The 24,354-nt window shown below is 38.2% G+C and carries 20 protein-coding genes; 13 read left to right on the top strand and 7 right to left on the bottom strand.

The genetic code is table 11. The annotated features are described in order from the left end of the window. Positions 1-89 precede the first annotated feature (89 nt). A complete protein-coding gene (gene rodA, locus OOZ15_RS08465; RefSeq protein WP_265955787.1) occupies positions 90-1,364 on the top strand; it encodes a rod shape-determining protein RodA in 1,275 nt (424 codons plus the stop codon). A gap of 240 nt (positions 1,365-1,604) precedes the next feature. Here the strand turns inward: rodA and OOZ15_RS08460 are convergent, their stop codons facing one another. Beyond that, a complete protein-coding gene (locus tag OOZ15_RS08460) occupies positions 1,605-3,800 on the bottom strand; it encodes a carboxy terminal-processing peptidase (RefSeq protein ID WP_265955785.1) in 2,196 nt (731 codons plus the stop codon). A 297-nt stretch (positions 3,801-4,097) separates the two neighbouring features. Between OOZ15_RS08460 and surE the strand changes: the two genes are divergently transcribed. The 5 genes from surE (at position 4,098) to OOZ15_RS08435 (ending at position 8,959) form a co-directional block, all read left to right on the top strand. Continuing rightward, complete coding sequence (surE, locus tag OOZ15_RS08455; protein ID WP_265955783.1) at positions 4,098-4,877, top strand: 5'/3'-nucleotidase SurE; 780 nt, start codon at positions 4,098-4,100, stop codon at positions 4,875-4,877. After that, entirely contained in the window at positions 4,870-5,154 is a 285-nt protein-coding gene (locus OOZ15_RS08450; protein ID WP_265955781.1) for a hypothetical protein, read from the top strand. The genes surE and OOZ15_RS08450 overlap by 8 nt, the downstream gene beginning before the upstream one ends. A gap of 63 nt (positions 5,155-5,217) precedes the next feature. Next, positions 5,218-6,330 carry a lipid-A-disaccharide synthase gene (lpxB, locus tag OOZ15_RS08445; RefSeq protein WP_265955780.1) on the top strand — a complete coding sequence of 371 codons (1,113 nt, stop codon included), beginning with the start codon at positions 5,218-5,220 and terminating at the stop codon, positions 6,328-6,330. Positions 6,331-6,355: 25 nt separating this feature from the next. Beyond that, entirely contained in the window at positions 6,356-6,910 is a 555-nt protein-coding gene (locus OOZ15_RS08440; protein WP_265955778.1) for a C40 family peptidase, read from the top strand. 33 nt (positions 6,911-6,943) lie between these two features. Continuing rightward, positions 6,944-8,959: a ComEC/Rec2 family competence protein gene (locus OOZ15_RS08435; protein WP_265955776.1), complete on the top strand. Its 2,016-nt coding sequence runs from the start codon at positions 6,944-6,946 to the stop codon at positions 8,957-8,959. 21 nt (positions 8,960-8,980) lie between these two features. Here OOZ15_RS08435 and OOZ15_RS08430 read toward each other — a convergent pair whose 3' ends face one another. Then, a complete protein-coding gene (locus OOZ15_RS08430) occupies positions 8,981-10,342 on the bottom strand; it encodes a peptide MFS transporter (protein WP_265955774.1) in 1,362 nt (453 codons plus the stop codon). Positions 10,343-10,397: 55 nt separating this feature from the next. After that, on the bottom strand, positions 10,398-12,572 hold the full coding sequence (locus tag OOZ15_RS08425; protein ID WP_265955772.1) for a S9 family peptidase: 2,175 nt from the start codon (positions 12,570-12,572) through the stop codon (positions 10,398-10,400). A 377-nt stretch (positions 12,573-12,949) separates the two neighbouring features. Here OOZ15_RS08425 and OOZ15_RS08420 point away from each other — a divergent pair, with 377 nt between their 5' ends. The 7 genes from OOZ15_RS08420 (at position 12,950) to OOZ15_RS08390 (ending at position 19,378) form a co-directional block, all read left to right on the top strand. Then, positions 12,950-14,323 carry a hypothetical protein gene (locus tag OOZ15_RS08420; protein WP_265955771.1) on the top strand — a complete coding sequence of 458 codons (1,374 nt, stop codon included), beginning with the start codon at positions 12,950-12,952 and terminating at the stop codon, positions 14,321-14,323. Positions 14,324-14,502: 179 nt separating this feature from the next. Beyond that, positions 14,503-15,195, top strand: coding sequence for a DUF4304 domain-containing protein (locus OOZ15_RS08415; RefSeq protein WP_265955770.1), 693 nt, complete (start codon positions 14,503-14,505; stop codon positions 15,193-15,195). Between the two features lie 44 nt (positions 15,196-15,239). After that, positions 15,240-15,425, top strand: coding sequence for a hypothetical protein (locus OOZ15_RS08410; protein WP_265955768.1), 186 nt, complete (start codon positions 15,240-15,242; stop codon positions 15,423-15,425). 182 nt (positions 15,426-15,607) lie between these two features. Then, on the top strand, positions 15,608-16,075 hold the full coding sequence (locus OOZ15_RS08405; RefSeq protein WP_265955766.1) for a nuclear transport factor 2 family protein: 468 nt from the start codon (positions 15,608-15,610) through the stop codon (positions 16,073-16,075). Positions 16,076-16,293: 218 nt separating this feature from the next. Next, positions 16,294-16,731 (top strand): GNAT family N-acetyltransferase, encoded by a 438-nt coding sequence (locus tag OOZ15_RS08400; protein ID WP_265955765.1) that lies wholly within the window; start codon positions 16,294-16,296, stop codon positions 16,729-16,731. 410 nt (positions 16,732-17,141) lie between these two features. Then, positions 17,142-18,464, top strand: coding sequence for a hydroxymethylglutaryl-CoA reductase, degradative (locus tag OOZ15_RS08395; RefSeq protein ID WP_265955764.1), 1,323 nt, complete (start codon positions 17,142-17,144; stop codon positions 18,462-18,464). Next, positions 18,461-19,378 (top strand): GYDIA family GHMP kinase, encoded by a 918-nt coding sequence (locus OOZ15_RS08390; RefSeq protein ID WP_265955763.1) that lies wholly within the window; start codon positions 18,461-18,463, stop codon positions 19,376-19,378. The genes OOZ15_RS08395 and OOZ15_RS08390 overlap by 4 nt, the downstream gene beginning before the upstream one ends. A gap of 477 nt (positions 19,379-19,855) precedes the next feature. On the opposite strand, the gene OOZ15_RS08385 is transcribed toward OOZ15_RS08390, so the two are convergent. The 4 genes from OOZ15_RS08385 to lptC all read right to left on the bottom strand — a co-directional run bounded on the left by OOZ15_RS08385 (position 19,856) and on the right by lptC (position 24,353). Then, a complete protein-coding gene (locus OOZ15_RS08385; RefSeq protein WP_265955762.1) occupies positions 19,856-21,961 on the bottom strand; it encodes a peptidylprolyl isomerase in 2,106 nt (701 codons plus the stop codon). A gap of 261 nt (positions 21,962-22,222) precedes the next feature. After that, positions 22,223-23,497 (bottom strand): hemolysin family protein, encoded by a 1,275-nt coding sequence (locus tag OOZ15_RS08380; protein WP_265955761.1) that lies wholly within the window; start codon positions 23,495-23,497, stop codon positions 22,223-22,225. After that, positions 23,498-23,692 (bottom strand): DUF6526 family protein, encoded by a 195-nt coding sequence (locus OOZ15_RS08375; protein WP_265955760.1) that lies wholly within the window; start codon positions 23,690-23,692, stop codon positions 23,498-23,500. It lies immediately after the preceding gene. 100 nt (positions 23,693-23,792) lie between these two features. After that, entirely contained in the window at positions 23,793-24,353 is a 561-nt protein-coding gene (lptC, locus tag OOZ15_RS08370; protein WP_265955759.1) for an LPS export ABC transporter periplasmic protein LptC, read from the bottom strand. Between the last annotated feature and the right edge of the window lies 1 nt (position 24,354).

Below are 24,354 nucleotides of genomic sequence, written 5' to 3'. Positions count from 1 at the left end.
ATCAGGAAAACTTGCCTAACGGCAATCAGGTAAAACCCACTTAGTGGGATTCAATAACCTAACCGAGACAAGAAAACCCAAAATCATAAATGAACAATTTCATAAAAAAAATAGATTGGCTTTCCATATTGCTATATTTTCTATTGGTCTTTATCGGATGGCTCAATATATATTCAACTACTTATACAGGAGTTGAAACTATTTTTGACCTCAGTACTTTCCACGGTAAGCAAATGCTTTTTATAATCGTAAGTCTGGTTCTTATCATTCTAATACTGTCTATAGAAGCTAAGTTTTATGAGCGATTCTCCGGGGTTATCTATCTTATATCATTTTTGTCGCTTGTCGGGTTATTTATTTTTGGAAAAGAAGTAAATGGCGCCAGAGCATGGTACAGTTTTGGTAGTTTCGGGCTGCAACCGGCCGAATTTGCCAAAGCAGCAACGGCTTTAGCTCTTGCTAAGTACTTAAGCGATATTCAAACCAATATTCACAATTTTAAAGACCTGTTCAAGGCTTTTCTCATTATATGCGTCCCGGCATTGATCATACTTCCACAACCCGATCCCGGGAGTACTTTAGTATACACCGCTTTCTTTTTTGTGCTTTACCGTGAAGGACTGCCTGTTATATATCTTATGATCGGTTTTTTTACAATAATGGTTTTTATCGCAACCTTAATGTATGGAACTATTTGGGTCTTTATTGGCAGTATAACCCTGTTGATGCTGATATATTATTTTTCAAAAAAGAAGAGAAAAAAAATTTCCATCTTTCAATCAATTCTTATTTTGATAGCTACAACCGCGTTTTCTTATTCGGTTGACTTTATATACAACAATGTTTTTCAACAGCACCACAGAAACCGTTTTAGTCTTTGGTTACGTTTGGAAGATGACCCTGCAAAATTGGAACAAATAAGAAAGACCATTGGTTACAACACCTATCAATCTGAATCTGCCATAGGATCGGGTGGATTTATTGGAAAAGGATTTTTGGAAGGTACAAGAACCAAAGGGAATTTCGTGCCCGAACAACATTCTGATTACATTTTCAGTACCATAGGAGAAGAATGGGGGTTTGTGGGAAGTTCGCTTGTCGTAATACTGTTTGCTTTGCTTATCCTAAGGTTGATTGTTGTTGCTGAAAGACAAAAATCTGCTTTTAGTAGGATTTATGGTTACTCAGTAGCTTCGATTATCTTTTTTCACTTTTTCATCAATATCGGGATGGTTATTGGTTTGCTCCCCACTATTGGTATCCCACTCCCTTTTATCAGTTACGGAGGTTCAGGGTTGTTAGGGTTTACTACCCTTCTCTTTATTTTCCTGAAACTTGATGCCAACAGAATCAACGTGTGGTAATCGGAAGTTAGAAATTAGAGGTTAGAGGTTAGAGGTTAGAAAAATAAATACCCTCCCAGCCTTCCGCCTTAGGCGGAGAGGAGTTTATTTAGGTACTTAAAAACATAAGACCTAGTGAAAAGAAAAACGACTGCCACGTTTCGCCCTCCCCTTCGGGGGAGATGGAGGGGGATATCAAAAGACCCGTGTACTTATGAAAAGCTCACGGATCTTTTTTGATGTTCTTTTATCTTTTTTAAACTACTTTCTAATATCGGCTAATTTGCCATTTTCAATATTGTTCTCCAAATCTTCTAAAACATTCACAGCTTCTTCTATATAAACATCCTTAGAAAGATTGGAGTGCCAACGCTCTCTTTTCTGCTTCAACACACTGTCTTTTGACATCATTTCAATTTCATAGGGCAATGACTCAAAAGAGAGGTTTGTTTGATAATCGGATATTTCCCTAAATCGCTTTAAGGTTTCTTCATCCTTTTCAATTTGCGCTTGGTATTCTTCAATACTCAATGGATATTCCTTATCTTCCTGCTGCTTTTTAACCCACTTTGCATTTTCGTCTATCAACTTCAACTGGCTATTGTTTGCCATTCGAGCTTTACTTCTCTCAATGGTCGCTTCATAATCTATATAGCCTGACCAACTCTTATACTGTACGGACTCAATTTTATCCCACGGTAATGGATTTTCTTGGTCTTTTTCACCTATATCCCTATAACTGTATTTATCAGGTACCACAACATCGCTTTTTACACCTTCCAATTGAGTAGAACCTCCATTGATCCTGTAAAACTTCTGTGTAGTCACTTTCAATGCACCAACATCACCATATTCATTATCCCCTCTTAAAAATTGATTGAGGTCAATTACATTCTGAACAGTACCTTTTCCATAAGTTTGCTTGCTTCCCAACACAATGGCTCTTTTGTAGTCTTGCATTGCGGCCGCTAATATTTCTGAAGCCGAAGCCGACAATTCGTTTACCAAGATCACCAACGGACCATCCCACTGTACTCTCTCATCTGTATCAGAAAGGACTTCTTTTCCTTTCCCGGTTGATTTTACCTGAACAATCGGACCTTCTTCAATAAACAAACCTGCCATATCGACAACGGTTTTAAGTGATCCTCCTCCATTGTCCCTAAGATCAAGTACAAGACCTTCTACTCCTACTTTTTTCATTGCCTCAATCTCTTTAGCAACATCAGAAGCGGCATTTCTGTTCTTATAGTTATCAAAATCAATATAGAATTTCGGTAAATTGATCACTCCAAAGGCCTTATCCCCTTTTTTTACCACAGAAGACTTGGCGTAGGACTCTTCTAATTCTACAACATCGCGCACTATGGAAACCTCGTCTATGGTTCCATCAACGCGTTTGATCGTAAGTTTCACCTCAGTACCTTTAGGTCCCTTTATCAGTTTAACAGCGTCTTCTAAACGCATTCCTACAATACTAACCGGCGTTTCATCACCCTGACCAACTTTCATGATCTCATCACCGACTTCTACTTCATCTCCTCTCCATGCAGGGCCTCCGGAAATAATCTCGACAATTTTGATATTGTCATTGCGTTTTTGAAGTCTCGCTCCTATCCCTTCAAATTTCCCTGACATACTCATATCGAAGCGGTCTTTTTCTTCCGGAGCAAAATAAAACGTGTGCGGATCAAACTCCTCTACGATAGAGTTGACATACATCACGAACCAGTCTTTACGTTCAAGATCGTCCATGAAATCGAAATATTCAGTGATCGTTTCCTGGGTCGCTTTACGTGTCTCCTCTTCCAAAGCTACCGGATCTTTTGGAAGTTTTTCTGAAGTTTCATTTTCTGTTGACACCTCTCCAGGCACTTCCTCTACACCACTCGGAGTCATTTCTTTTTCACTTTCCTCCATAGGGGTCTCAGCTATTGACATACCATTGGCATAACGTTCCATGGTTGAGAATTTCAGCTGTTTTCTCCAACGCTCCCACAACTCATCCTTACTCTTCGCATAAGACAAGTTCTCGTAATCCACATCGATGGTTTCATCTTTGCTATAATCAAACGGTTTTTTCAACACATCTTTATATATTGCTGTTGCCTCATCCATACGCTGCATTAGCCTATCATAAGTCAGGTTGAAAAATGTAAGGTCGGATGTTTTTATTTGATCATCAATCGCCAACCTATACGCTTTAAATTCGTCGATGTCACTTTGTAAAAAGTAACGCTTCAACGGATCCAAGGCTTTGATATAATTATCGAATACATGTTTAGAAAAATTATCATCCACATCCTTAGGTTCAAAATGACCATTTTCCAGCACATACGATATCAGATCGAGTAATAATTTATCCTTATCCGGATTATCAAATGACTTATTGGTGAAACTACATGAGGCGGCAGATATCAATAGTGCCGCAAGCAAATACACAAAATTCCTTTTCATTTACATCTTTTTTTAATAGAGACCTGTATCCCCACATTATTTTTCCTTTTTGATCTAAAAAGCTTTTCAGCTACAATACGTTCTCTTTTAAGTTTTCCAAAATACGCAAAAAATTTACTTACTGAAAGAAATAATGATTTAACAACGCATTTTACCCTTCGGTATTTCATTTAGGATCAACTAAATTAAGGAAAAAATCGTGCCATAGTACAAGATTTGAGCTAAAATTTTTGTTAAACAAATCCCTAAAGTGTGTTACAATTTAAATGATTAATTTAGCATTCGAATATCAGTAATATGAAAAAGAAACCCTTGATACTTGTTACCAACGATGATGGTATTACCGCTCCGGGAATCCGGGCATTGATAAGCGTGATGAATGAGATCGGAGATGTGATTGTCGTTGCTCCGGACAGTCCTCAAAGCGGTATGGGACATGCCATTACGGTAAACTCTACCCTTTATTGCAGTCCGATCACCATTAACGACAATGACGAACAATTGGAATACAGTTGTAGTGGCACTCCGGCTGATTGTGTCAAATTGGCTGTCAACGAAATACTAAACAAACGTCCGGATATCTGTGTAAGTGGTATTAACCACGGATCGAACTCTTCCATCAACGTCATTTATTCAGGAACCATGAGTGCAGCTGTTGAAGCTGGAGTAGAAGGAATCCCGGCCATCGGGTTTTCACTTTGTGACTACTCCTGGGAAGCCGACTTTGAAGCTGTGAAAAAACACGTAAAAATTATCACGAAAAGTGCTTTAAAAAACGGACTACCCAAAGGCGTTGTCCTCAATGTGAATTTCCCAAAACTTAAAGCTGAAGAGATTAAAGGCATCAAGGTATGCCGCCAAGCGAAAGCAAATTGGGTGGAGGAATTTGACAAACGTACCAACCCCATGGGAAGGGAATACTACTGGCTTACCGGAAAATTTGTAAATCATGACAAAGGCGAAGACACCGATGAATGGGCCTTAGCCAATGGTTATGCCTCTGTAGTTCCCGTTCAGTTTGACCTTACAGCACACCACAGTATTCAAGATCTTAATACCTGGAATTTAAATGATTAATAAAAAGGATATCGCCATAGGCTTTGCAGTAGGGGTTATTGCCAATATATTAGGCACATTGCTCTATATTCTGATATTTTCTGATCTCAGCATTATCGAAAGCCTCAAAGTAGCTAAAGAACATGGTCATTTAGGAAGTATTATCGCCTTAGGAGCGCTGTTAAATTTGGGTGCTTTCTTCGGATTTTTAAAAATAAGAAGGGACGAACGGGCAAAAGGCGTACTCATAGCCACGCTATTAACCGCTTTAGTTATCTTGTTTATAAAATTATTTTAGATCTTTAGAATCGTGATTGAGATTTTGTGTTGATCACAAAACAAACCGAAAAAATTATAACGTGTGAAGTATTACATCATTGCAGGAGAAGCTTCGGGAGACCTACATGCATCCAACCTTATAAAAGAATTGAGCAAAATAGACAAAGATGCTGCTTTTAGAGGTTGGGGTGGTGATTTGATGCAAGAAGTTGGCCTTCAGTTGGTAAAACACTACAAAGAGCAATCCTTTATGGGTTTTTTTGAAGTGCTTGCAAACCTGCCAAAGATCTATTCAAACATAAAACGCTGCAAGGAGGACATCCAGAGCTTTCAACCTGATGTTGTCATTTTTATTGACTATTCCGGTTTCAATTTAAGGATTGCCAAATGGGCAAAAGCAAATAAATTTCGCACTTTTTATTATGTTTCTCCCCAAATATGGGCTTCCCGCGAAGGCCGTATTGAAGCCATCAAAAGGGATATCGACGAAATGTTTGTCATTCTTCCTTTTGAAAAAGAGTTTTATGAGAAAAAACACGGATATCCGGTTCATTTTGTAGGCCATCCTCTTGTGGATGCCATCGGTAGTAGAAAGCAGGTGCTGCCCGAAGATTTCAGAAAAGAGAATGGGTTAGACGAACGGGAAATTATTGCACTGCTCCCCGGAAGCCGAAAACAAGAGATCACCAATATGCTGTCTGTCATGCTAAGTGTGGTTGATGATTTTCCCGACTATCAGTTTGTGATTGCCGGAGCCCCGAGTCAGGATTACAATTTTTACGAGCAGTTTATCGGCAACAATAGCGTTCATTTTGTCACAGGTAAAACATACGACCTCCTCAGCGTTTCCAAAGCCGCTTTGGTCACCAGTGGTACAGCTACCCTGGAAACAGCACTATTTAAAGTACCCGAAGTCGTGTGTTACAAAGGAAATTGGATCAGTTATCAAATCGCAAAGCGGATCATCACCCTCAAATATATTTCTTTGGTCAATTTGATTATGGACAAAGAAGTGGTAAAAGAACTTATTCAAAGTGAATTGACTACCAAAAACCTAAAGGAAGAACTGCATAAAATATTAACCAAGGAAACAAGAAAACAGATTTTTTTAGACTACTTTAAATTGGAAAAAAAATTGGGTGGAAGAGGTGCCAGCAAGAAAACCGCTCAGCTTATTTTCGAGAAAATTTCTTAATTTGCCCTAAACCCAAAACAAACAAATGTTAAAAAATCTTTTCTTACTTACCACTATCTGTATTGCTGTTGCCTCCTGCAAATCGTCTAAAAAAGCAGCGGCAGCGGCCGACAAACCTATTCACGTTGAGGTAAAATCCGATGCCTATCCGGAGAAAACTTCAGAAAAAACCAACCGAAAAGCTAAAAAAGGCTCAAAAAAAACCAACAATATCATCAATACCGCCTTGTCATACCACGGCACCCCATACCGATACGGAGGTACTACCAAAAAGGGCATGGACTGTTCCGGACTTGTTTACACCTCTTTTAAACAAAATAACCTCTCCTTGCAGCGGAGTTCCAGATTAATGGCCTCCCAAGGGAGAAAAATCAAACTTAAGAATGTGGAAAAAGGAGATTTGTTGTTTTTTACCACCAGTAAAAACCGGCGTAGGATCAATCATGTTGGTTTGGTCGTGGAAGTCAAAGGCAGGGATATAAAATTCATTCATTCCACCACCTCAAGGGGTGTGTTGGTTTCTTCATTGGGTGAAGGCTATTGGAACCACGCTTTTAATCACGCCAGAAGAATCTTATAGAATAATTTACTATAAATTCAGTATATTTCATTCATGAAAATACTGAATTATCCCATTCTTAAACTACTCCTCTTCCTCGTTTTGGGGATTGGCATAGGGTATTTGTTCCATTTTGAATGGTTGCATATCCTTTTTGGTATCGGTTTGATCAGCATTCTGCTGCTTATAACCAACCGCAATCTAAAATTTGCCAAAAAACCTGTTTTCGGATTTCTGATCTGTCTTGTATTTTTACTGATCGGGATTTTTTCTGTTGAAATTCGTTCCTACGACAATCGGCCGCATTATTACAAACATCATTATCAAACCGGACAACATATTACCTTCCGAATCAGTAAGCGGCTTAAACCCAATGATTACAACTACCGCTATGAAGCTGATATCATCGCCATCGGTCAAAAGAAAAGCATTGGAAAGCTATTGGTTGTCATCGCAAAGGACTCTACTGAAGGGTTTACCACCCCTGAAATAGACTACACCTACACAACAACGGCTTTACTGCAAGAAATTTCACCCCCATTAAACCCTCACCAATTTGATTATAAACTGTATTTGGAACGGAGACAAATCACACACCAACTCTATCTAAAACCGAGTGAGCTTGAATTGATTTCAACCGAAATCAAAACCGTGAACGGTTACGCAAACACTTTCAGACAAAGCATCAATAAAAAACTCAAAAAATATCAAGCCGGAAAGGAAGAAATGGGGGTATTGAATGCCTTGCTTTTGGGACAACGACAAGACATTCCCGATGAGACCTACGACAATTATGCCGCTGCCGGGGCCATTCACTTACTCGCTATTTCAGGCTTACATATCGGGATTATTTTGATGTTCCTTTCTTTTCTTTTGAAGCCTTTGGAACGGATAAAACACGGAAAAACCATTAAAACCATACTCATCCTGCTCATTTTATGGCTTTTTGCCGTGGTTGCCGGACTTAGCGCATCTGTGGTAAGGGCTGTGACCATGTTTTCTTTTATCGCTTATGCCATGAACTTAAAAAGGGAAGTGAACACCTATCACGCCTTGATCGCTTCCATGTTTGTTTTATTGCTTTTCAAACCTGCTTTTATTTTTGATGTCGGGTTTCAATTGAGTTACACCGCTGTCTTCGGTATTGTGTGGATGCAACCGGTTTTGGAAGGTTTCTGGAATCCGAAGCACAAACCCATTACCTATTTTTGGAAATTACTGACCGTAACCACAGCTGCTCAACTCAGTGTTTTGCCTTTATCGCTTTATTATTTTCATCAATTTCCGGGGCTTTTCTTTGTTTCCAATTTGGTTTTGGTTCCGACCATAGGTTTGTTATTAGGTTTTGGTTTTGTCGTCATTATTTTGGCTTTGTTCAACTTTCTACCCGAGTTTCTGGCAAATTCCTTCTTCATTTCCATCAAACTGATGAATACTTTTATCGATTGGATTGCCCTCAAGGAAGATTTTATCTTTAGGAATATCCATTTTGATTTTCCTCAATTGATTGTTTCTTATACTCTTATCATCAGTTTTTTTCTGCTTTTGAAAAAGCGTTCTTTAAAGAGTATTGGGAGTTTTTCCACAGGTTTGCTTGCTTTTTTAGCCATTTTAGCCTTCAACAATTATCAGCAGAAACATCAATTTATTGTTTTTCACAAGAGTAGGAGTTCGCTACTGGCGCATCAAAAAGCAGGTATTTTGCATACCAATCAGTCGAAAGACCTTACGAACAGCTACATTTTAAACAATTATTTGACCGGAGAGAATCTGGAACTGCAAAGTGATCTTATAATCGATTCGATTATCAACTTGAATCATGAAAAGCTGCTTATTGTGGACAGTTTGGGAAACTATAACACACAAAAGAAGATTGATTATGTGCTGCTATCCTATTCACCAAAAATCAATCTCAACCGACTTATAAGCCAACTGCAACCCAAAAAAGTCATCGCCGATGGAAGCAATTACACTTCATTTGTAAAACGGTGGAAAAAGACTTGCCGGGAACAAAAAATCCCTTTCCACTATACCGGTGAAAAGGGAGCTTTTGTTATTTTGATGGAATGATATTAATTCATTCGCATGTTTTTATGCTTCTTCAGTTACCTCACCTTCTCCTTCTTCTGCTCCGTGGGTAAGTCTTTTCAGTGGTTTAAGTAAAAGAATTACAATAACCCCTATTAAACTCCATATCACAGCAATTCCGGTAAATATTTCAAACTCTCCCATAGTTTGCGCACTTTCTCCAATGAGACCAGCAGCTTTATTTCCCAAACCTACAGCTGCCCAGTAACCCCCCATAATAATAGAAGCGTATTTTAGCGGAGCTAATTTGGTGATGAAAGACAAGGATACCGGGGATGAGCATAATTCTCCAATGGAGTGGAACAAATATGCTAATATAAGCCAATACATGGCCGAAGATCCTGTGCTGTCTGCTTCTGCAGCCGCAGCACTCATAAACCCAAAACCAAGGGCCATGATAATAATACCGACAGCGATTTTAAACAATGAGGAAGCTTCTTTTCCTTTTTTTCTCCATCTTAACCAAAAAGCCCCTACAGCTGTAGCCAGTGTTATAATAAAAAATGAATTAGCGGATTGAAAAACAGAGGCAGGGATAACCCAACCCAACAAATGACGATCGGTTTTTTGTTCGGCATATAAATTCATTAATCCTCCTGCTTGCTCAAATGCCGCCCAAAAAAGAATAATCAATAAAAAGGAAAGTAATAACACAATCACCCTGTCTTTCTCCACTTTGGTCAGTGGTCTATCCAGTATTGCCCTGTCAGTTTCATTCTTCCTTGAAATTAAATTTCCGACATTCTTCAGGTATTTCTGTCCCCAAATGTAAACAAGCTGTCCGAAAAACATTCCGATGGCGGCTAGACCAAATCCGTAATGCCAATTTATTTGCTCTCCTACATAACCACAAATAATAGGTGCGGTAAAACCACCTATGTTTATCCCCATATAAAAGATGTAAAACCCGAGGTCCCTTCTTTGATCTTTTTGTTTGTACAATCCGCCAACCATAGAAGAAATATTAGGTTTCAAGCAACCAACACCCAGGATTACAAAAAGACACCCCACATAGAATGAAGTAACGGAGTTCAATGCCAGGACACTGTGTCCAATACAAAGTAATACTCCTCCCAACATCACCGTTTTTTTCTGCCCCAACAATCTATCAGCTATCCATCCTCCGGGTATGGAAGACACATAAACCAACATCGTGTACCAACCATACAAAGCAAGTGCTTCATTGTTCGTCCATCCAAAACCCGGATTATTTTCAGTGGTTTCGGCTACCAAAAATAGCACGAACAACGCTCGCATTCCGTAGTATGAAAAACGTTCCCATAATTCGGTAAAGAATAGAATATACAATCCTTTAGGATGACCGAATAACTCTTGTTCTGAGGGGTCTTTTGTTATAGTTGACATGTAAATAGATTTTAGTTAATTTCTTTTTTGTTGGTGCATTCGGTTGGCTTTGACCTTATTTCTTATCCCCTAAATGACGCTCGATAAAATTGGTCATCTTGGTGTACAACTGCAAACGGGTGCTCCCGCCATAGATTCCGTGGTTTTTATCGGGATAAATAGCCCAGTCGAACTGTTTGTTCTCCTGAATAAGCGCTTCCACCATTCTCATGGTGTTTTGCACATGCACATTATCATCCCCCGAACCATGAACCAATAAATAGTCACCTTTTAAAAGTTCTGGGTAGCTCAAAGGCGAGTTTTCGTCATATCCACTCGCATTTTCCTGAGGGGTCTGCATATATCTTTCCGTATAGATGGTGTCATAAAATCGCCAGCTGGTTACCGGAGCCACCGCAATCGCCATACTAAACACATCATTCCCTTTCAGGATACAATTGGTACTCATAAAACCTCCGTAACTCCATCCCCAAATTCCGATACGGGATGCGTCAATATAAGGGCGATCCCCTAATTTTTTAGCTGCAGCGATCTGGTCTTCCACTTCATATTTTCCGAGCTCTTTATAGGTCATTTTTTTGAATTCAGCACCTTTAAGTCCGGTTCCCCTTCCATCAACACAAGCGATGATATATCCTTTTTGCGCCAGCATTTGATACCAATAATCGTTGGCCCCCATCCATCTGTTGCCCACTTGCTGCGATCCCGGTCCTGAATATTGGAACATAAACAAGGGATATTTCTTATTCGGGTCGAAATCCGACGGTTTTATCATCCACATGTTCAACTCGTTCCCGTTGATATTGATGGTAGAAAATTCCTTTGAAGACAGTTCATACTTCTCCAATTTCTGCAGCAAAGCTTCGTTGTTGACGATCTCTTTGATTTCTTTTCCGCTTTTAGCGTCGTTCAAGGTGTAGCGGTAAGGTGTAGACGCGCTTGAAAAAGAGTTGATATAATAACTGAAATCAGCACTGAAGGTAGCATTATTGCTCCCTTCCATGCTCGACAGTCGTTTTTTACCTTTTCCGTTCAGTTTGATGGAATACACATCCCTGTTGATGCTTCCATTTTCAACCGACTGATAAAAAACCCTGTTGGTTTTCTTGTCGTATCCATAGTAATTGGTCACTTCCCAATTTCCTTCAGTAAGCTGATTTAAAAGTTTTCCTTTTTTGGAATAGTGGTAAATATGGTTATAGCCGTCGGCTTCACTCGTCCATATAAAACTGTTATCAGCTAAAAAAGTAAGGTTATCGGTAACATCGATATACGCCTCGTCGGTTTCATGTAGCACCACCTCATTATTTCCATCGACATTACAGAAATAAAGTTTGATGTCATTTTGATGACGGTTCATCACCTGTACGCTCAACACATCCTTATCGTTTGTCCAATCAATCCTCGGAATGTAATAAGCATCTCCAAAATCCACTTTTTTGGTTTCTTCGGAAGCCAAATCATAGGTAAACAAAGCCACTTCAGCGTTTTTCTCCCCTGCTTTTGGGTATTTGAACACATGCTGCGTAGGGTATAATTCTTTTCCGTAAACATCCATGGAAAACTCCGGCACTTCACTTTCATCAAAACGGATAAACGCCAAATGTGTTCCCGTAGCATTCCAGTCAAAAGCCCTTACAAAAGCAAATTCTTCTTCATACACCCAATCGGTCACCCCGTTGATGATCTTATTTTTCACCCCATTGGTAGTCACTTGTTTTGTGCTGCCCGACTCTAGGTTTTTGATATAGATATTGTTTTCAAAAACATAGGCCACTTTACTTCCGTCAGGAGACAAAGTAGGTTCTTGGATTTTTTCTTCTGAAATGATTTCCAGCGCTTTTGAAGCCACATCATAGACATAAAACTTTCCCAAGGTTGATCTTCTAAAAACAGATTCTACCTCAGTTGCCAATATCAATTTTGACTCGTCTTTACTGAAAGTATAGGATGTGAAAGCATTAATTTCACCCAAATCGGCAGAAGAAACGATGGTTTCCACCTTTTCCAGGGTTTCATAATCATATTTGTCTATGGTTGAAGTCCTTGAATCCCTATCGAAGTTTAAAACGGTGTACTGTTTTCCGTTTTTCATGGAGTGCAGCACGTCCATTCCTTCGGTCCGGAAAGTGCCTCTCCATATTTCTTCTAATGTAATTTTTTGATTTTGAGCTGTTAAGACAAAAGTCAGCCCGATTAACAGGAAAGTTAACGTATAATGTTTCTTCATTAAATGTTATATATTGATTAAAAAGCCGTCAAGTTTACTAATAATTTCACAAATACTGTAACTTTTTTAGTTAAACATTGGGCTTACACGAACTGTAAAATACAAAAACAAGAGCAAACGCATTAAAAAAATTCTTTTCGATTTCCCCTTTGCGGTTAAATCTTTGCGGTCCTTTGCGTGAAAAAGTAAGGCGGATGTTTTTACGCAAAGCAAAAAAGAAGCGCAAAGCTAACTTTTAAATCAAAAAGGAAAAAGGTTATATTTGAAGGAGAAATACATGCCATTGTACATATCCATCCGGTTTTAGAGGGATATGCAGTATTATATTGGGGGTATAAATAAGTTACCACCCCATAAGAAAAATTATAAACAGGAATATGAAACAATTGAAACTCAAACTTCTTGTATTTGCCTATTTATTGTTGTTTAGCCAGTCTATATCAAACGCGCAAGGACAACCAACCGCAATTGACAGCTTATATATAACATCTGTTGTAGATTTTTATAAAAATGCTGAAGATGCAAAAGGTAAAATATGGGAAGGTATGAAACTTTCTCCTGTTTGCATGTATAGAGTTAATGGGTCAGCCTTATTATATAAACATCCAAACCCTCCTAAAGGCTTTACAAAGCTTTCGGACAAATTGTATATTGGTAAGCAGGAAGATCTACAACTATTTGGAACAACCCAAACGGAAATTAACGGAACATTAACGGCTATTATTAATTATGGAGAAAGTCGATATTCGTGTGTTGAGGAAGTGTTTGCTGAACTCTTTCACGAATTACATCATACATACCAGCGCAACTTTATTAAGAAAATAGCTTTTGATAATCCCTCTGTTTTATTGACTTACCCTGAAAATCACATAAACGATGGCATAAAACTATATGAACAAAAAATACTTTACAGTATGTGCTTTGAACATGATAGCGCCAAGTTTCAGAAGTTGTTGAACCAGTTTTATAGTAGCAGGTTAAAGAGGGAACAGATCATCGGGGACGACTACATTGGGTATGAAGAAGCTGTTGAAAATTTGGAAGGTCCCGCATTTTATTGTGAATACAAGTTTTATAACCAATTCGCCCCCTTCAATGAGACCATAAAGGGCAATTACAATCAAAAGCATTTTTGGGGAATCTTGACTACGCCATTTTATGGACGGAATAATTTAAGAAACAGGCATCTTGCGGCAGGCATGGCAATGTGCTTCATTCTTAACTCAAAATTTGATGATTGGCAAAGTGAATATTATTCCGGAACCTTATCTCTATATGATTTTTTCACATCAAAGTTTAAACCACAAAAAGAAGAACTTGAAATAGGTTTAATGTATTATAAATTAAGTGATTATCACACTAAACAAAAAGTTTTGGAACAAAAAGTTTCTTATGAAGAATTTAATTCTCAACAAGGAATAAAAATCACACTCAATTTTAACCAATACCCCAAATTTAAGGGTTTCGACCCCATACATGCTGAATCAATAAATGATAGTACAATTTTACATAGGACATTATTAAAATTATCAGGTGGCGAGCAAAACAATTTGTTTGTCACTAATAAAAATGCGCTTGCAATAATTAATGAAGAAATATGGTATGTCAAAAGGGTGGTTATTTTCGCACCAGAAGAAAGTATTCTAATAGAAAACAACAGGTTAGTCGTTGATAATAAAAGAGAAACTATTTCTTGGGCTGGAAAATTGAAACGAAAAACCGAAAATGAGATAATTTTCAATTGTGAATAATTAAGAATTATGAGTGGTAACATCAAATATAGTACAGCGGGGCGATTCGTTTCGCGACCAGCATTCCGTCTTCGTTTCAGCTTTTTGTTTCGGTTGGATAAAAACGTGTTCCAAAATCCTCGCCGATGTCATATTTGAGAAGCGTTATGAGCAATTAGGCTAACGAAGATAGATATTATATGAGCATATTGAAAAAGCTTTTCGGAAAATCAAGTGTAGCGTCAAAAGCTCAAGAAAATTCATATCCGAGCAGAATGAATTCATCAGATTTTAAGAAAATTGTGACAATAAAATTAGCCCCTTATTTAAGAGCGAACGGATGGAAAGGGTCTGGTTTCAACTTCGTAAAGGTTGGTAAACCTATTACAAAAGTTCTGACAATACAACCATCGAGTGCAGGTGGAAAATTTTGTATTGAGATTGGAATTTATTTCGATTTCATAAAACTGAATAAAAATAAAGAACCCAAGAAACTTAAAACTTGGGATCTTGAATTTAGAACTCGGTTAACGCCAGAAAGTGAATCAGATTATTGGTGGAATTTTCCTAAATCCGAACTGGAAGAAAGCAAAGTATTCAAAAATATAATTAGGCTATTTGAGACAAGAGGACAAGATTATTTTAATTCGTACAATGACTGGAGAGAGAATTTTTTCAATATTAGCCCTAGTGATATAGAAGAAAAGAAAGTATGGAAGCATATCCCAATGACAAAAATAAGAACGGCATTATTTCTTGCCAGAATGCACGACCACTTCGGCAACCCTGAAAAAGTAAAACCATTAGCTGAATACGGGTTAACTCAAGTTGATGGAAAGAAAGGTTCAGGTTTAATTAATGAGTTTAACGAACTAATAGAGAAAAGCTTATAACAAATTATTAAAATCGGAATACTAATTATAAAAATCACAATAAAATGAAAAAAATAACGAAAAGAAAAACATTAATTCTTATATCTGTTGGAATGTTTGTAATTGCGACTTCTCAAATATTATCGCAATTTATAGAATTAACTGATTTAGCAAAAGGCTCATTTATGGGAATTGGAATCGGATTATTACTTACCTCTATGGTTTTCGGAAATTTTAAGACTGCTCAATAAGCTATTTCACAAAGGAAAAATTTGAGCAACTAAATGTCGGAATTGAAACGATAAAAGAAAAAGCAATTGAGAACCTAAATTCGGTAGTTTCTAAAATGGAAAGAGCTGCACTTAAATGACTTTATAAACTCAATTGTTGAAAATGAAAAACGAACGCACAACTTAAAACAACAAAATCTGATATGAAAACACATTTGAAAATTTCAATTTCTATTTTTTCACTTCTTTTTGCAATTAACCACGTTATCGCACAAGATGCCACCAAAGCCCATAAGGATTCATTAAATACTGTTGTTAAGAAATATTATGATTTGAACTTTAAAATGTTTCAAGCAAACTCAACAATCGAAGATATTGATAGAGTCTTTGAGCTTTTTACAGATGACTTTGAATATGTTCATCCAAAATATGGAGGGACTTATACAAGGGAGGATTTGTATAACGGATCTGTCAGGAATCAAAAAAATGGACGCTATAACGGCAGAGTCGTGGATATAAAAATAATTAACAAAATTATCGGACTAAACGCTGTGGTTGTTCAAAAAAGCTTTGTTGAAAGAAAAGATGGCGAAATCATAGATGGAGAACCACAAATGACACTTTTCGAATTTGAAAACGGAAAAATATCTCGAATTTTTGAATATTGGTAATGGAATAAAAACTGTACCTTACAGCGGCTCATAAGCAATGGCTTGCGACCTGCCCACTCGGAAAATCCTGCGGATTTTCCTATGGCACGGTTCATTTTTGCTAAATTAGTTGCGAGAACCACGCCACAGCTCATAGCCGCAGGCCTTTATGTGCAAGCTGCAAAAAAACAACTACAATGGAAATAGTTTTAGCCCGAAAAAAAGACCTCTCAGAAATCTTGGAATTACAGAAAAGCTGTTATCTGGATGAAGCTGAGATATATAATGACTTTGAAATTCCGCCACTAACCCAAACATTAGAATCAATTGAGAGGGATTTTGAAAAAGAGACATTCTTAAAAATAGAGACTGAAAATCGGATTATTGGTTCTGTTCGAGGTCATGTGGATCAGGACACCTGTAAAATTGGAAGGTTAGTTGTGAATAAAAATTTTAGAAATCAGGGATTGGGGGCAAAACTAATGCAAGCGATTGAATCCAAGTTTGATTTCGTAAAACGATTTGAGTTGTTTACCGGACACAAAAGTGACAAAAATTTATTCCTTTATAATAAACTTGGATATACTGAATTCCAAAGACAACGAATCAATGAAAAAATTGAATTTGTTTTTCTTGAAAAAGTCAACCCTAAAAGTGGACAAGAAGCAAGCACATAACAGCAACCATTGCACAAGCACTCGTTTTAAAATCATAAGACACATATGAACCCTTTTAAGGGCTTTTATTTTACCTTACCCAGAACTGCCTAAAATGGTAGTTCTTACCTCTCCCAAGGAAAGGTAGTCAGGACATATTTTGGCAAAGTAAACCCTGATACAAGCATAATAGGGAGTTTTAAAATTCGAAGATTGAAGTGCCGCCCTTAGAGTATGTTTAAACTGGTTTGATTGAAGCGAAAAATGATGATTTTTGTTCTATATGAAGACTTTTTTGAGCCTCATAGCCATAGCTACGAGGGGATAAAAAGACAAATATGGGGCAAAAAGGGCATTTTTTTAGCCAATTGAAATCAGTTTAAACATACTCTTACGTTATCTTTGCTTTTTAAAATCGGAGAACTAAAATAATGAAGAAACCTGTTAACGGATTTTCAAAGCTTTCGAAATCTGAAAAAATAGCATGGCTGGCGGAAAATCATTTTTCCAACAAAAAGGAAGGTGTTGAAATATTGAAAAAATACTGGAATGCAGACGAGAAACTGCAACTCCTCCACGACGAATTCATAGAAAATACCATTTCAAACTTCTATTTGCCCCTGGGCATTGCTCCTAATTTTTCAATCAACGGAAAGTCATATACCATCCCCATGGCGATTGAGGAAAGTTCGGTGGTAGCCGCTGCCGGAAAAGCCGCTAAATACTGGTCGGAACGCGGCGGGTTCAAGGCGGAAGTGTTGAGCACAGAAAAAGTCGGACAAATTCATTTTATCTACAAAGGCGACAAGGAAAAACTACGTGATTTCTTCAAAAATGTAAAGTCAACAATAGACAAAGCCACAGCAAGCATTACCCAAAACATGCGGAACCGCGGGGGTGGTATCAAAAATATTGAGCTGAAAGACAAAACGGCTGAGTTGGAGGATTACTTTCAGTTGCACTGTACTTTTGAAACTTTGGATGCCATGGGCGCCAATTTTATCAACACCTGTCTTGAAAAAATTGCTGAAACCTTTAAAGAAGAAGCTCAAAAGAACACTGTTTTTTCTGCTGAAGAGAAAGACATTCAGATCGTGATGAGCATCCTTTCCAATTATGTGCCGAATTGCCTCGTACGTGCTGAAGTAAGCTGTAAGGTCGACGAATTGAACGGGGATAAGGATATCAGTCCGATGGAGTTTGCCGAAAAATTTGTTCGCGCAGTAGCCATTGCTAATGCCGAACCTTTCAGGGCAGTAACCCACAACAAAGGGATCATGAACGGAATTGACGCTGTGGTTTTGGCTACCGGAAACGATTTTAGGGCTATTGAAGCTGGAGCACATGCCTATGCGTCCAAAAGCGGACAATACCGAAGTCTGACTCATGCCGCCATAGAAGGTGATACTTTTAGGTTTTGGATTGAAATTCCTTTGGCTCTCGGAACTGTAGGCGGATTAACACGCTTGCACCCCTTGGTTAAACTTTCATTGGAAATGCTGGGGAATCCATCAGCAAAAAACCTGATGGAGATTACCGCCGTAGCCGGTTTGGCGCAAAATTTTGCTGCGGTGCGCTCCCTAATCACCGACGGCATTCAAAAAGGGCATATGAAAATGCATCTGGTCAATATCCTCAACCAATTGGGGGCTACGAATGATGAGAAAAAGCACATTATCAACATTTTCAAAAACAAAACCGTGACACACAGCAGTGTGATCGAGGAATTCAACAAGCTAAGAACCCAAAAATGACAAAGCACTACCACAGTAACGGCAAACTTTTGATAAGTGGAGAATATGTGGTGCTCGATGGTGCTTTGAGTCTGGCATTGCCGACTAAATTCGGGCAATCGCTCCGCATTTTGGCAACAAAAGGAAAATACATTCGATGGACGGGGATTAGCCACCAAGGAAAAATCTGGTTTGAAGCTGAAATTGACATCAATAGCCTTCATATTTCCAATAGTACAGATGAAAAAACCGCCAAAACTTTGGCAAACATTCTTTCAGCAGCAAAAAAACTGAATCCGGAGTTTCTTTCAAACACAGCGGGAATCGAAGTGACCACAACATTGGACTTCCCTCAGGATTGGGGTTTGGGCTCGTCTTCAACCCTGATCAACAACATAGCCTCATGGGCAGAAGTGGATGCTTTTCAATTGCTTTTCGACAGTTTTTCAGGAAGTGGATATGATATCGCCTGCGCACAAAGCAATGGCGCTCTTACCTATCAGCTTCATAAAAATCACCCCACAGTAACTCCGGTTGATTTTAAATCTGGTTTTTCAAACTCACTTTTTTTTGTTCACCTCAACAAAAAGCAAAACAGCCGTGAGGGGATTGCCCGATATCGGGATCATACTAACACACGTAAAAAAGAACAGGCTATAAAAAACATTTCCGGGATCACCGAAGCTATGTTGAAAACGAAATCCTTATCCGATTTTGAAAAGCTTATCAATCAGCATGAGGATATCATTGCTTCGATCATCGGACTCCCAAAGGTAAAAGACCTTCATTTCAGCGATTTTAACGGTAGTATTAAGAGTCTTGGGGCTTGGGGTGGTGATTTTATCCTCGCTACAGGAGAACGTGCTTATATCCATTCCTATTTTATGGGAAAAGGATACAATACCATTCTTTCCTATCACGAAATGATATTATAAAAAAACAACGCTATGAATATTGCGCTCCTAGCGGAGCTTAAAATATGGGATTGGCATTATCACATCTATTAATATTGCGCCCCTAACGGGGCTTAAAAAATATGGCATTACGTTATTCTCTATTAGGATTGCGCTCCTAGCGGAGTTTAAAATACGAGGTTGGTATTATTTTCATCCTTCGGAGTTTAGCTTTAGACAAAGGGAGCAATCCATCATACTCCTTCTCTATCCTGAGTTCGATTATTAAAATTAAATATCTGAAAAGGTTTAAAGAATCTTTAAGACATTAAGTTGCTTAATGAAATACCTTAATCCCCTTAACTCCTTAATGGTTTACATTTTTTTAAATCGAACTCATGCTATCCTACGTCATATCTCCTACAATCCTATGTCAAAAAAAGCCCCTCATTACTGAGGAGCTTTTCCAACGTTAATTATTTGAGTTAGCTTGAATTGATACGTTGTTATTTTAATATTTTAATAGATGTCTGCTCTTTCGTCTTCGATTTCAGCAGCATCTTTTAATGCGTTATAAGCCGCAAAGCCTGCTCTGTTTCTGTTCAATGTTTTTTGAGTATTGGCATAAGTGCTGTAATTATCAAGCGATGGTGCTATGTCTTTTTTGGTTACCGTCACCATATACACACCATCTTCACCTTCGATCAAGTCTGAACTTTCATCTTTGCTCAATCCCATAGCCACACCTACAACCTTAGGCTCTCTACCTGCTCCTGTAATTGTCGGGGTTTTCATGGTAAGTCCGGTAGCCGTAAAAATCTTTGCACTGTTGCTCTCTGCCAGTTCATTAAATGATTTCCCGGTGTTATTTTCTTTGATCATGGCGGCTTTCTTCTGCTTTCTCAAAATAGGAAGCACTTTCGCCGCTGCGTCTTTGGCTGTAGCCAAACCTTCTTTTCTTTTTGCAGTCAACTGCGCAATAGCATAACCGTTCGTTGTGTTGAAACGCTTTACGTCTCCAACATCTGTATCGGTATTATATGCCCATTGTACAATGCTACGCTGATTTCCTATTCCGGGAATGTTTTCATCAAAAGCTTTGATTTTGTTCACAGGGCGAACACTGTAATCTGAACTTTTAGCCACTTCACCAAAATCACCTTCTGAAGCTGCCATGTGGAACTTAGTGGTCTCAGTAAACAAATCGCTTATTGTTTTTTCTGAAGGCTCGATTTCTCTTGCGATAGTCGCCAATTGAACAACGTCGTATTTATCGTCAACTTTGATGATATGGAAACCAAAATCTGTTTCAACCAAACCGATGGATCCTACAGGATTTCCGAAGATATAATCGTTGAATTCTGGAACCATTTGTCCTTCCGGAATATTGTCATAGGTTCCTCCTCTTGTAGCAGAACCGGGATCTTCCGAATGCTCTAATGCCAAAGCAGTAAAATCATCCGGATTTGCTTTTACTTGACTCAGGATATCTTTAGCTTTTGCCGCTGCCTCTTCTTTTGTTCTGGATTCTTTTGGTTGCGCTCCTGAACCATCGTAAGAGATCAAAATATGGCTCGCTTTTACAGAGCCTCCTTGCTTTTTGTCTACCATACGGCTCAGTTTGTAATAGTCTCCGTCCTTGAACGGTCCAAAAACTTCTCCTACTGCCATGTTGTATAATGTGTCGGCATAAGCTGCCGGAAGGGCTGCTTTGGTAACGTATGTCGTATCGTATTTAATATCAGAATTTCTGTTTACAAAATCCTGAAGGTCATTTGTTGCCTTGAATCCCGCTACGGTGTCATTTTTCTGAGTTGCTTCATTATACACAACACTGCTATTCAACAAGGCTGCCAAATCATTTTCTATTTTTTCGATATCCTCATCAGAAGCTTTTTCTTCAAAATATACATAACGGATATCTCTTGATGCATCTTGGGTAAATTCTTTTTTGTGGTCTTTTACATAGGTCTCAATCTCACTGTTTGAAACAGTCACGGTACTATCCGGAATCGATGTGTAAGGAACTTTTACGTATTTAATATCCACTTTATCATTCTCTAAGTGATATGCCAATTCCCCTTCTTTTAAAGTTGAGCCTACTCCGGCTTTCACCAAATTGAAATACGATTGTTCTTTTGATCCGTTGATCAACACGTCTTCCTGTAATTGCCATTGTTGGTATCCTGCCGGATTGTTGGCTTTAAGGTCGGCAATGAATTCTATAAATTTTCCTTCGTCAAAAACACCGGCTTCATTTTGGAAAGTAGGGTCATCTGCAAAAGCAGGATTTGCTTTTACTACTTCCAATATTTGATCTTTTTCAATATTGATGCCCAGTTCTTCAAACTGTTGCTTTAGGACAATTCCTCTCACTTCTTGTTCCCAAACCTGATTTACCACTTGTACTGTGGTTGCGTTTGGTCCTAGTCTTCTTGTAGCATTCTCCACCTTGTAGGCAAAATCCTGTCGTGAAATGCTCTCTCCATTTACTTCTCCTACGGTTGTTTTTCCGGTTCCGGTATTATTGGTAAAAACCCCGGAAATAACAAATGCAAACAAAGCCAATCCTATAACCAGGATCAGGAATAACGATCGACTTCTAATTTTTTCTAAAACTGCCATCTATCAATACAATTTATAAAATTACGGTGGGCGAAAATACCACTTTTTTATAATAATACCAATTAAACCATAAAAACCTGTGGGTACAATTATTGTGGTTTTTTATTCCTCACTGAACTCATTTAAATTTTTTGATTGAAATAAAAATTAGTTATTTTGAGTCTGATTGAAGTTTTTTTTGAGTTGCATAGCAGCGCTACGGAAGGAAAAAAAAGCGATAAGCAGGCTTAAAAGAGCAATTTTTAGCCAATTGGAAAAAGTTTAAAGGAGTTCATTCAACACTTTGAGGTGAAGGATGTCTATTTTTGTGTTACTCACCTCCAAAATGGTAAATTGATACTCGCCTATGGTTACCACTTCTCCTTTAGGTGGAATCTCCCCGATATGATTTACAATAAGTCCGCCCAAAGTCTCATAATTTTCCTCTTCAGGTAAATTTAATTTATAGGTTTCATTGACATGATCAACCTCTAATCGAGCAGAAAATTTAAACTCGGTCTCGCTAATCTGCTCTTCTTCAAATTCTACGATATCATGTTCGTCTTCAATTTCCCCGAAAAGTTCTTCCACAATGTCTTCCACAGTCATCATTCCTGAAGTGCCTCCATATTCATCCAAAACAATGGCGATACTTTTTCTTTTTTTGGTAAGTATCTCCAACACATCACTGATCAGCATCGTTTCGGGCACATATTCAACCGGCATCATCACATTTTTTATGCCTTTAGGTTTCTTGAAAAGATCGAAAGCATGTACATATCCAATGATATCGTCTATGGTATCTTTGTACACCAAGATTTTTGAATATCCGGTTTCGGTGAAAATCACTCCCAAGCCCTTAGGTGATTCGTGCAGTTCTACAGCTGTTATTTCGGTTCGGGGAATCATCACTTCCCGTGCTTTTACTTCGGAAAACTCCAAGGCATTCTGAAAGAGTTGAATCTCAGAATCAAGATCGTCTTCTTCGTCGGCAGCTTCCATTTGTTCAGAAATATAATCGCCCAACTCCACCTTGGTAAAAGCCAGTTGAACCTCATCGCCATCAGTCTTAAAAAAGACTTTCAACAAAACGTCTGAAATCCAAATAACAAAGGAAGAAACAAAGGAAAACAACCAATAGAACAAAAAAGCCGGAATCGCAAAAAGCTTCAATAAAGTGTTGGCATAGATCTGAAAGAATACTTTCGGTAAAAATTCGGCCGTGATCAAAATAATCAGTGTCGAGATCACCGTTTGCACAAAAATAATATTAAATGGAAGGTTTTTAATCCCGACATATTCGGGATACATATTATTGATGATGATCTCTCCCATGTACATTCCATAGACCACCAAGGCAATATTATTACCCACCAACATGGTTGCGATAAATTTTGATGGTTTTTTGGTCAACCGGGTCAGGATCTTTGCCAAGACCCCATCCTGTTTCTTCTCTATTTCAATATGAATCTTATTGGAGGATATATAGGCTATCTCCATTCCCGAAAAGAAAGCGGAAAGCAACAAGGAAACAATAATGACAACGAAGAGCGACATCTATTTTTTATTTTGCCTTTCTTTAAATTTCTTACGGTAATACCTTCTGAAAAAGAACATTCCTATAGAAATTACGGCAAACAGCACAAAAAGGTAGGCTCTGTTGCGGTCATTATTCCACTCTTGCACCACCTCATAAATAGACACCACCGCTATAACGAGATAGGCAATTTCAAAAATCTTAAAATACTTCATATTATGGAAAACTATAATTTTCTTCGATCAAAAGACATCAATCTTTTCATTGTAAATATACATAAATGGAATGGGAAAGTTGACAATAAATCTATTGCAGCTACTCTTTTTCTTCTACTATGGCACTCCCCGTGTTACCGTGAGAGCTCACCACCGTAAATTCTTTATTGAAGTCGATACCCACTCCGGTCATATTCAAGTCTGGGCTGGTGAATGTATATGTACCTTCGGTGAATATCCATTCGTTGTTTTGATCCCAATACAATTGTGGGGCTTCCAATTTTTTTCCGTCGTGGGTTTCCAACACTACATTCCCTTTTAGATCGATCAATTTGGTATCGCTGTAAATGATACCATAATCGGCTGAAATGCTACTTTTTTGATTATTCTCATCAAAAAAGTCGACGTGCAAGCCTTCGGGGAATTTCTGATAAGGAAAGGTTTGATTTCCGAAGTCTTCATAAACGGGACCGGAAACAATGGCTTTTAGTTTGGTTGAATCGGTATATTTCAATATAAAATTTTCAGCTACTCCTGTGGGGTTTTTATTCGCGGTATTCATCTGTTGAACCTCCTTCAGATTACCCTCGCATGAAAAAAACATTGTCACAGCAAAAACTGTGACAATGTTGTATAGTGTATATTTAATACGGTGTTTCATC

This window comes from Galbibacter kalidii, from assembly GCF_026241135.1.
Classification (GTDB): domain Bacteria; phylum Bacteroidota; class Bacteroidia; order Flavobacteriales; family Flavobacteriaceae; genus Galbibacter.
The sequence above is the reverse complement of the archived record's forward strand: the minus strand, read 5'-3'. Positions and strand labels throughout refer to the sequence as shown.

Bases quoted from the DNA above. Each gene is read 5' to 3' on its own strand.
- surE (WP_265955783.1), top strand. From the start codon at position 4,098: ATGAAAAAGAAACCCTTGATACTTGTTACCAACGATGATGGTATTACC.
- OOZ15_RS08390 (WP_265955763.1), top strand. From the start codon at position 18,461: ATGACAAAGCACTACCACAGTAACGGCAAACTTTTGATAAGTGGAGAA.
- OOZ15_RS08410 (WP_265955768.1), top strand. From the start codon at position 15,240: ATGAAAAAAATAACGAAAAGAAAAACATTAATTCTTATATCTGTTGGA.
- OOZ15_RS08435 (WP_265955776.1), top strand. From the start codon at position 6,944: ATGAAAATACTGAATTATCCCATTCTTAAACTACTCCTCTTCCTCGTT.
- OOZ15_RS08405 (WP_265955766.1), top strand. From the start codon at position 15,608: ATGAAAACACATTTGAAAATTTCAATTTCTATTTTTTCACTTCTTTTT.
- OOZ15_RS08460 (WP_265955785.1), bottom strand. From the start codon at position 3,800: ATGAAAAGGAATTTTGTGTATTTGCTTGCGGCACTATTGATATCTGCC.
- OOZ15_RS08415 (WP_265955770.1), top strand. From the start codon at position 14,503: ATGAGCATATTGAAAAAGCTTTTCGGAAAATCAAGTGTAGCGTCAAAA.
- lptC (WP_265955759.1), bottom strand. From the start codon at position 24,353: ATGAAACACCGTATTAAATATACACTATACAACATTGTCACAGTTTTT.
- OOZ15_RS08425 (WP_265955772.1), bottom strand. From the start codon at position 12,572: ATGAAGAAACATTATACGTTAACTTTCCTGTTAATCGGGCTGACTTTT.
- OOZ15_RS08440 (WP_265955778.1), top strand. From the start codon at position 6,356: ATGTTAAAAAATCTTTTCTTACTTACCACTATCTGTATTGCTGTTGCC.
- OOZ15_RS08450 (WP_265955781.1), top strand. From the start codon at position 4,870: ATGATTAATAAAAAGGATATCGCCATAGGCTTTGCAGTAGGGGTTATT.
- OOZ15_RS08385 (WP_265955762.1), bottom strand. From the start codon at position 21,961: ATGGCAGTTTTAGAAAAAATTAGAAGTCGATCGTTATTCCTGATCCTG.
- OOZ15_RS08380 (WP_265955761.1), bottom strand. From the start codon at position 23,497: ATGTCGCTCTTCGTTGTCATTATTGTTTCCTTGTTGCTTTCCGCTTTC.
- OOZ15_RS08420 (WP_265955771.1), top strand. From the start codon at position 12,950: ATGAAACAATTGAAACTCAAACTTCTTGTATTTGCCTATTTATTGTTG.
- OOZ15_RS08430 (WP_265955774.1), bottom strand. From the start codon at position 10,342: ATGTCAACTATAACAAAAGACCCCTCAGAACAAGAGTTATTCGGTCAT.
- rodA (WP_265955787.1), top strand. From the start codon at position 90: ATGAACAATTTCATAAAAAAAATAGATTGGCTTTCCATATTGCTATAT.
- OOZ15_RS08375 (WP_265955760.1), bottom strand. From the start codon at position 23,692: ATGAAGTATTTTAAGATTTTTGAAATTGCCTATCTCGTTATAGCGGTG.
- OOZ15_RS08395 (WP_265955764.1), top strand. From the start codon at position 17,142: ATGAAGAAACCTGTTAACGGATTTTCAAAGCTTTCGAAATCTGAAAAA.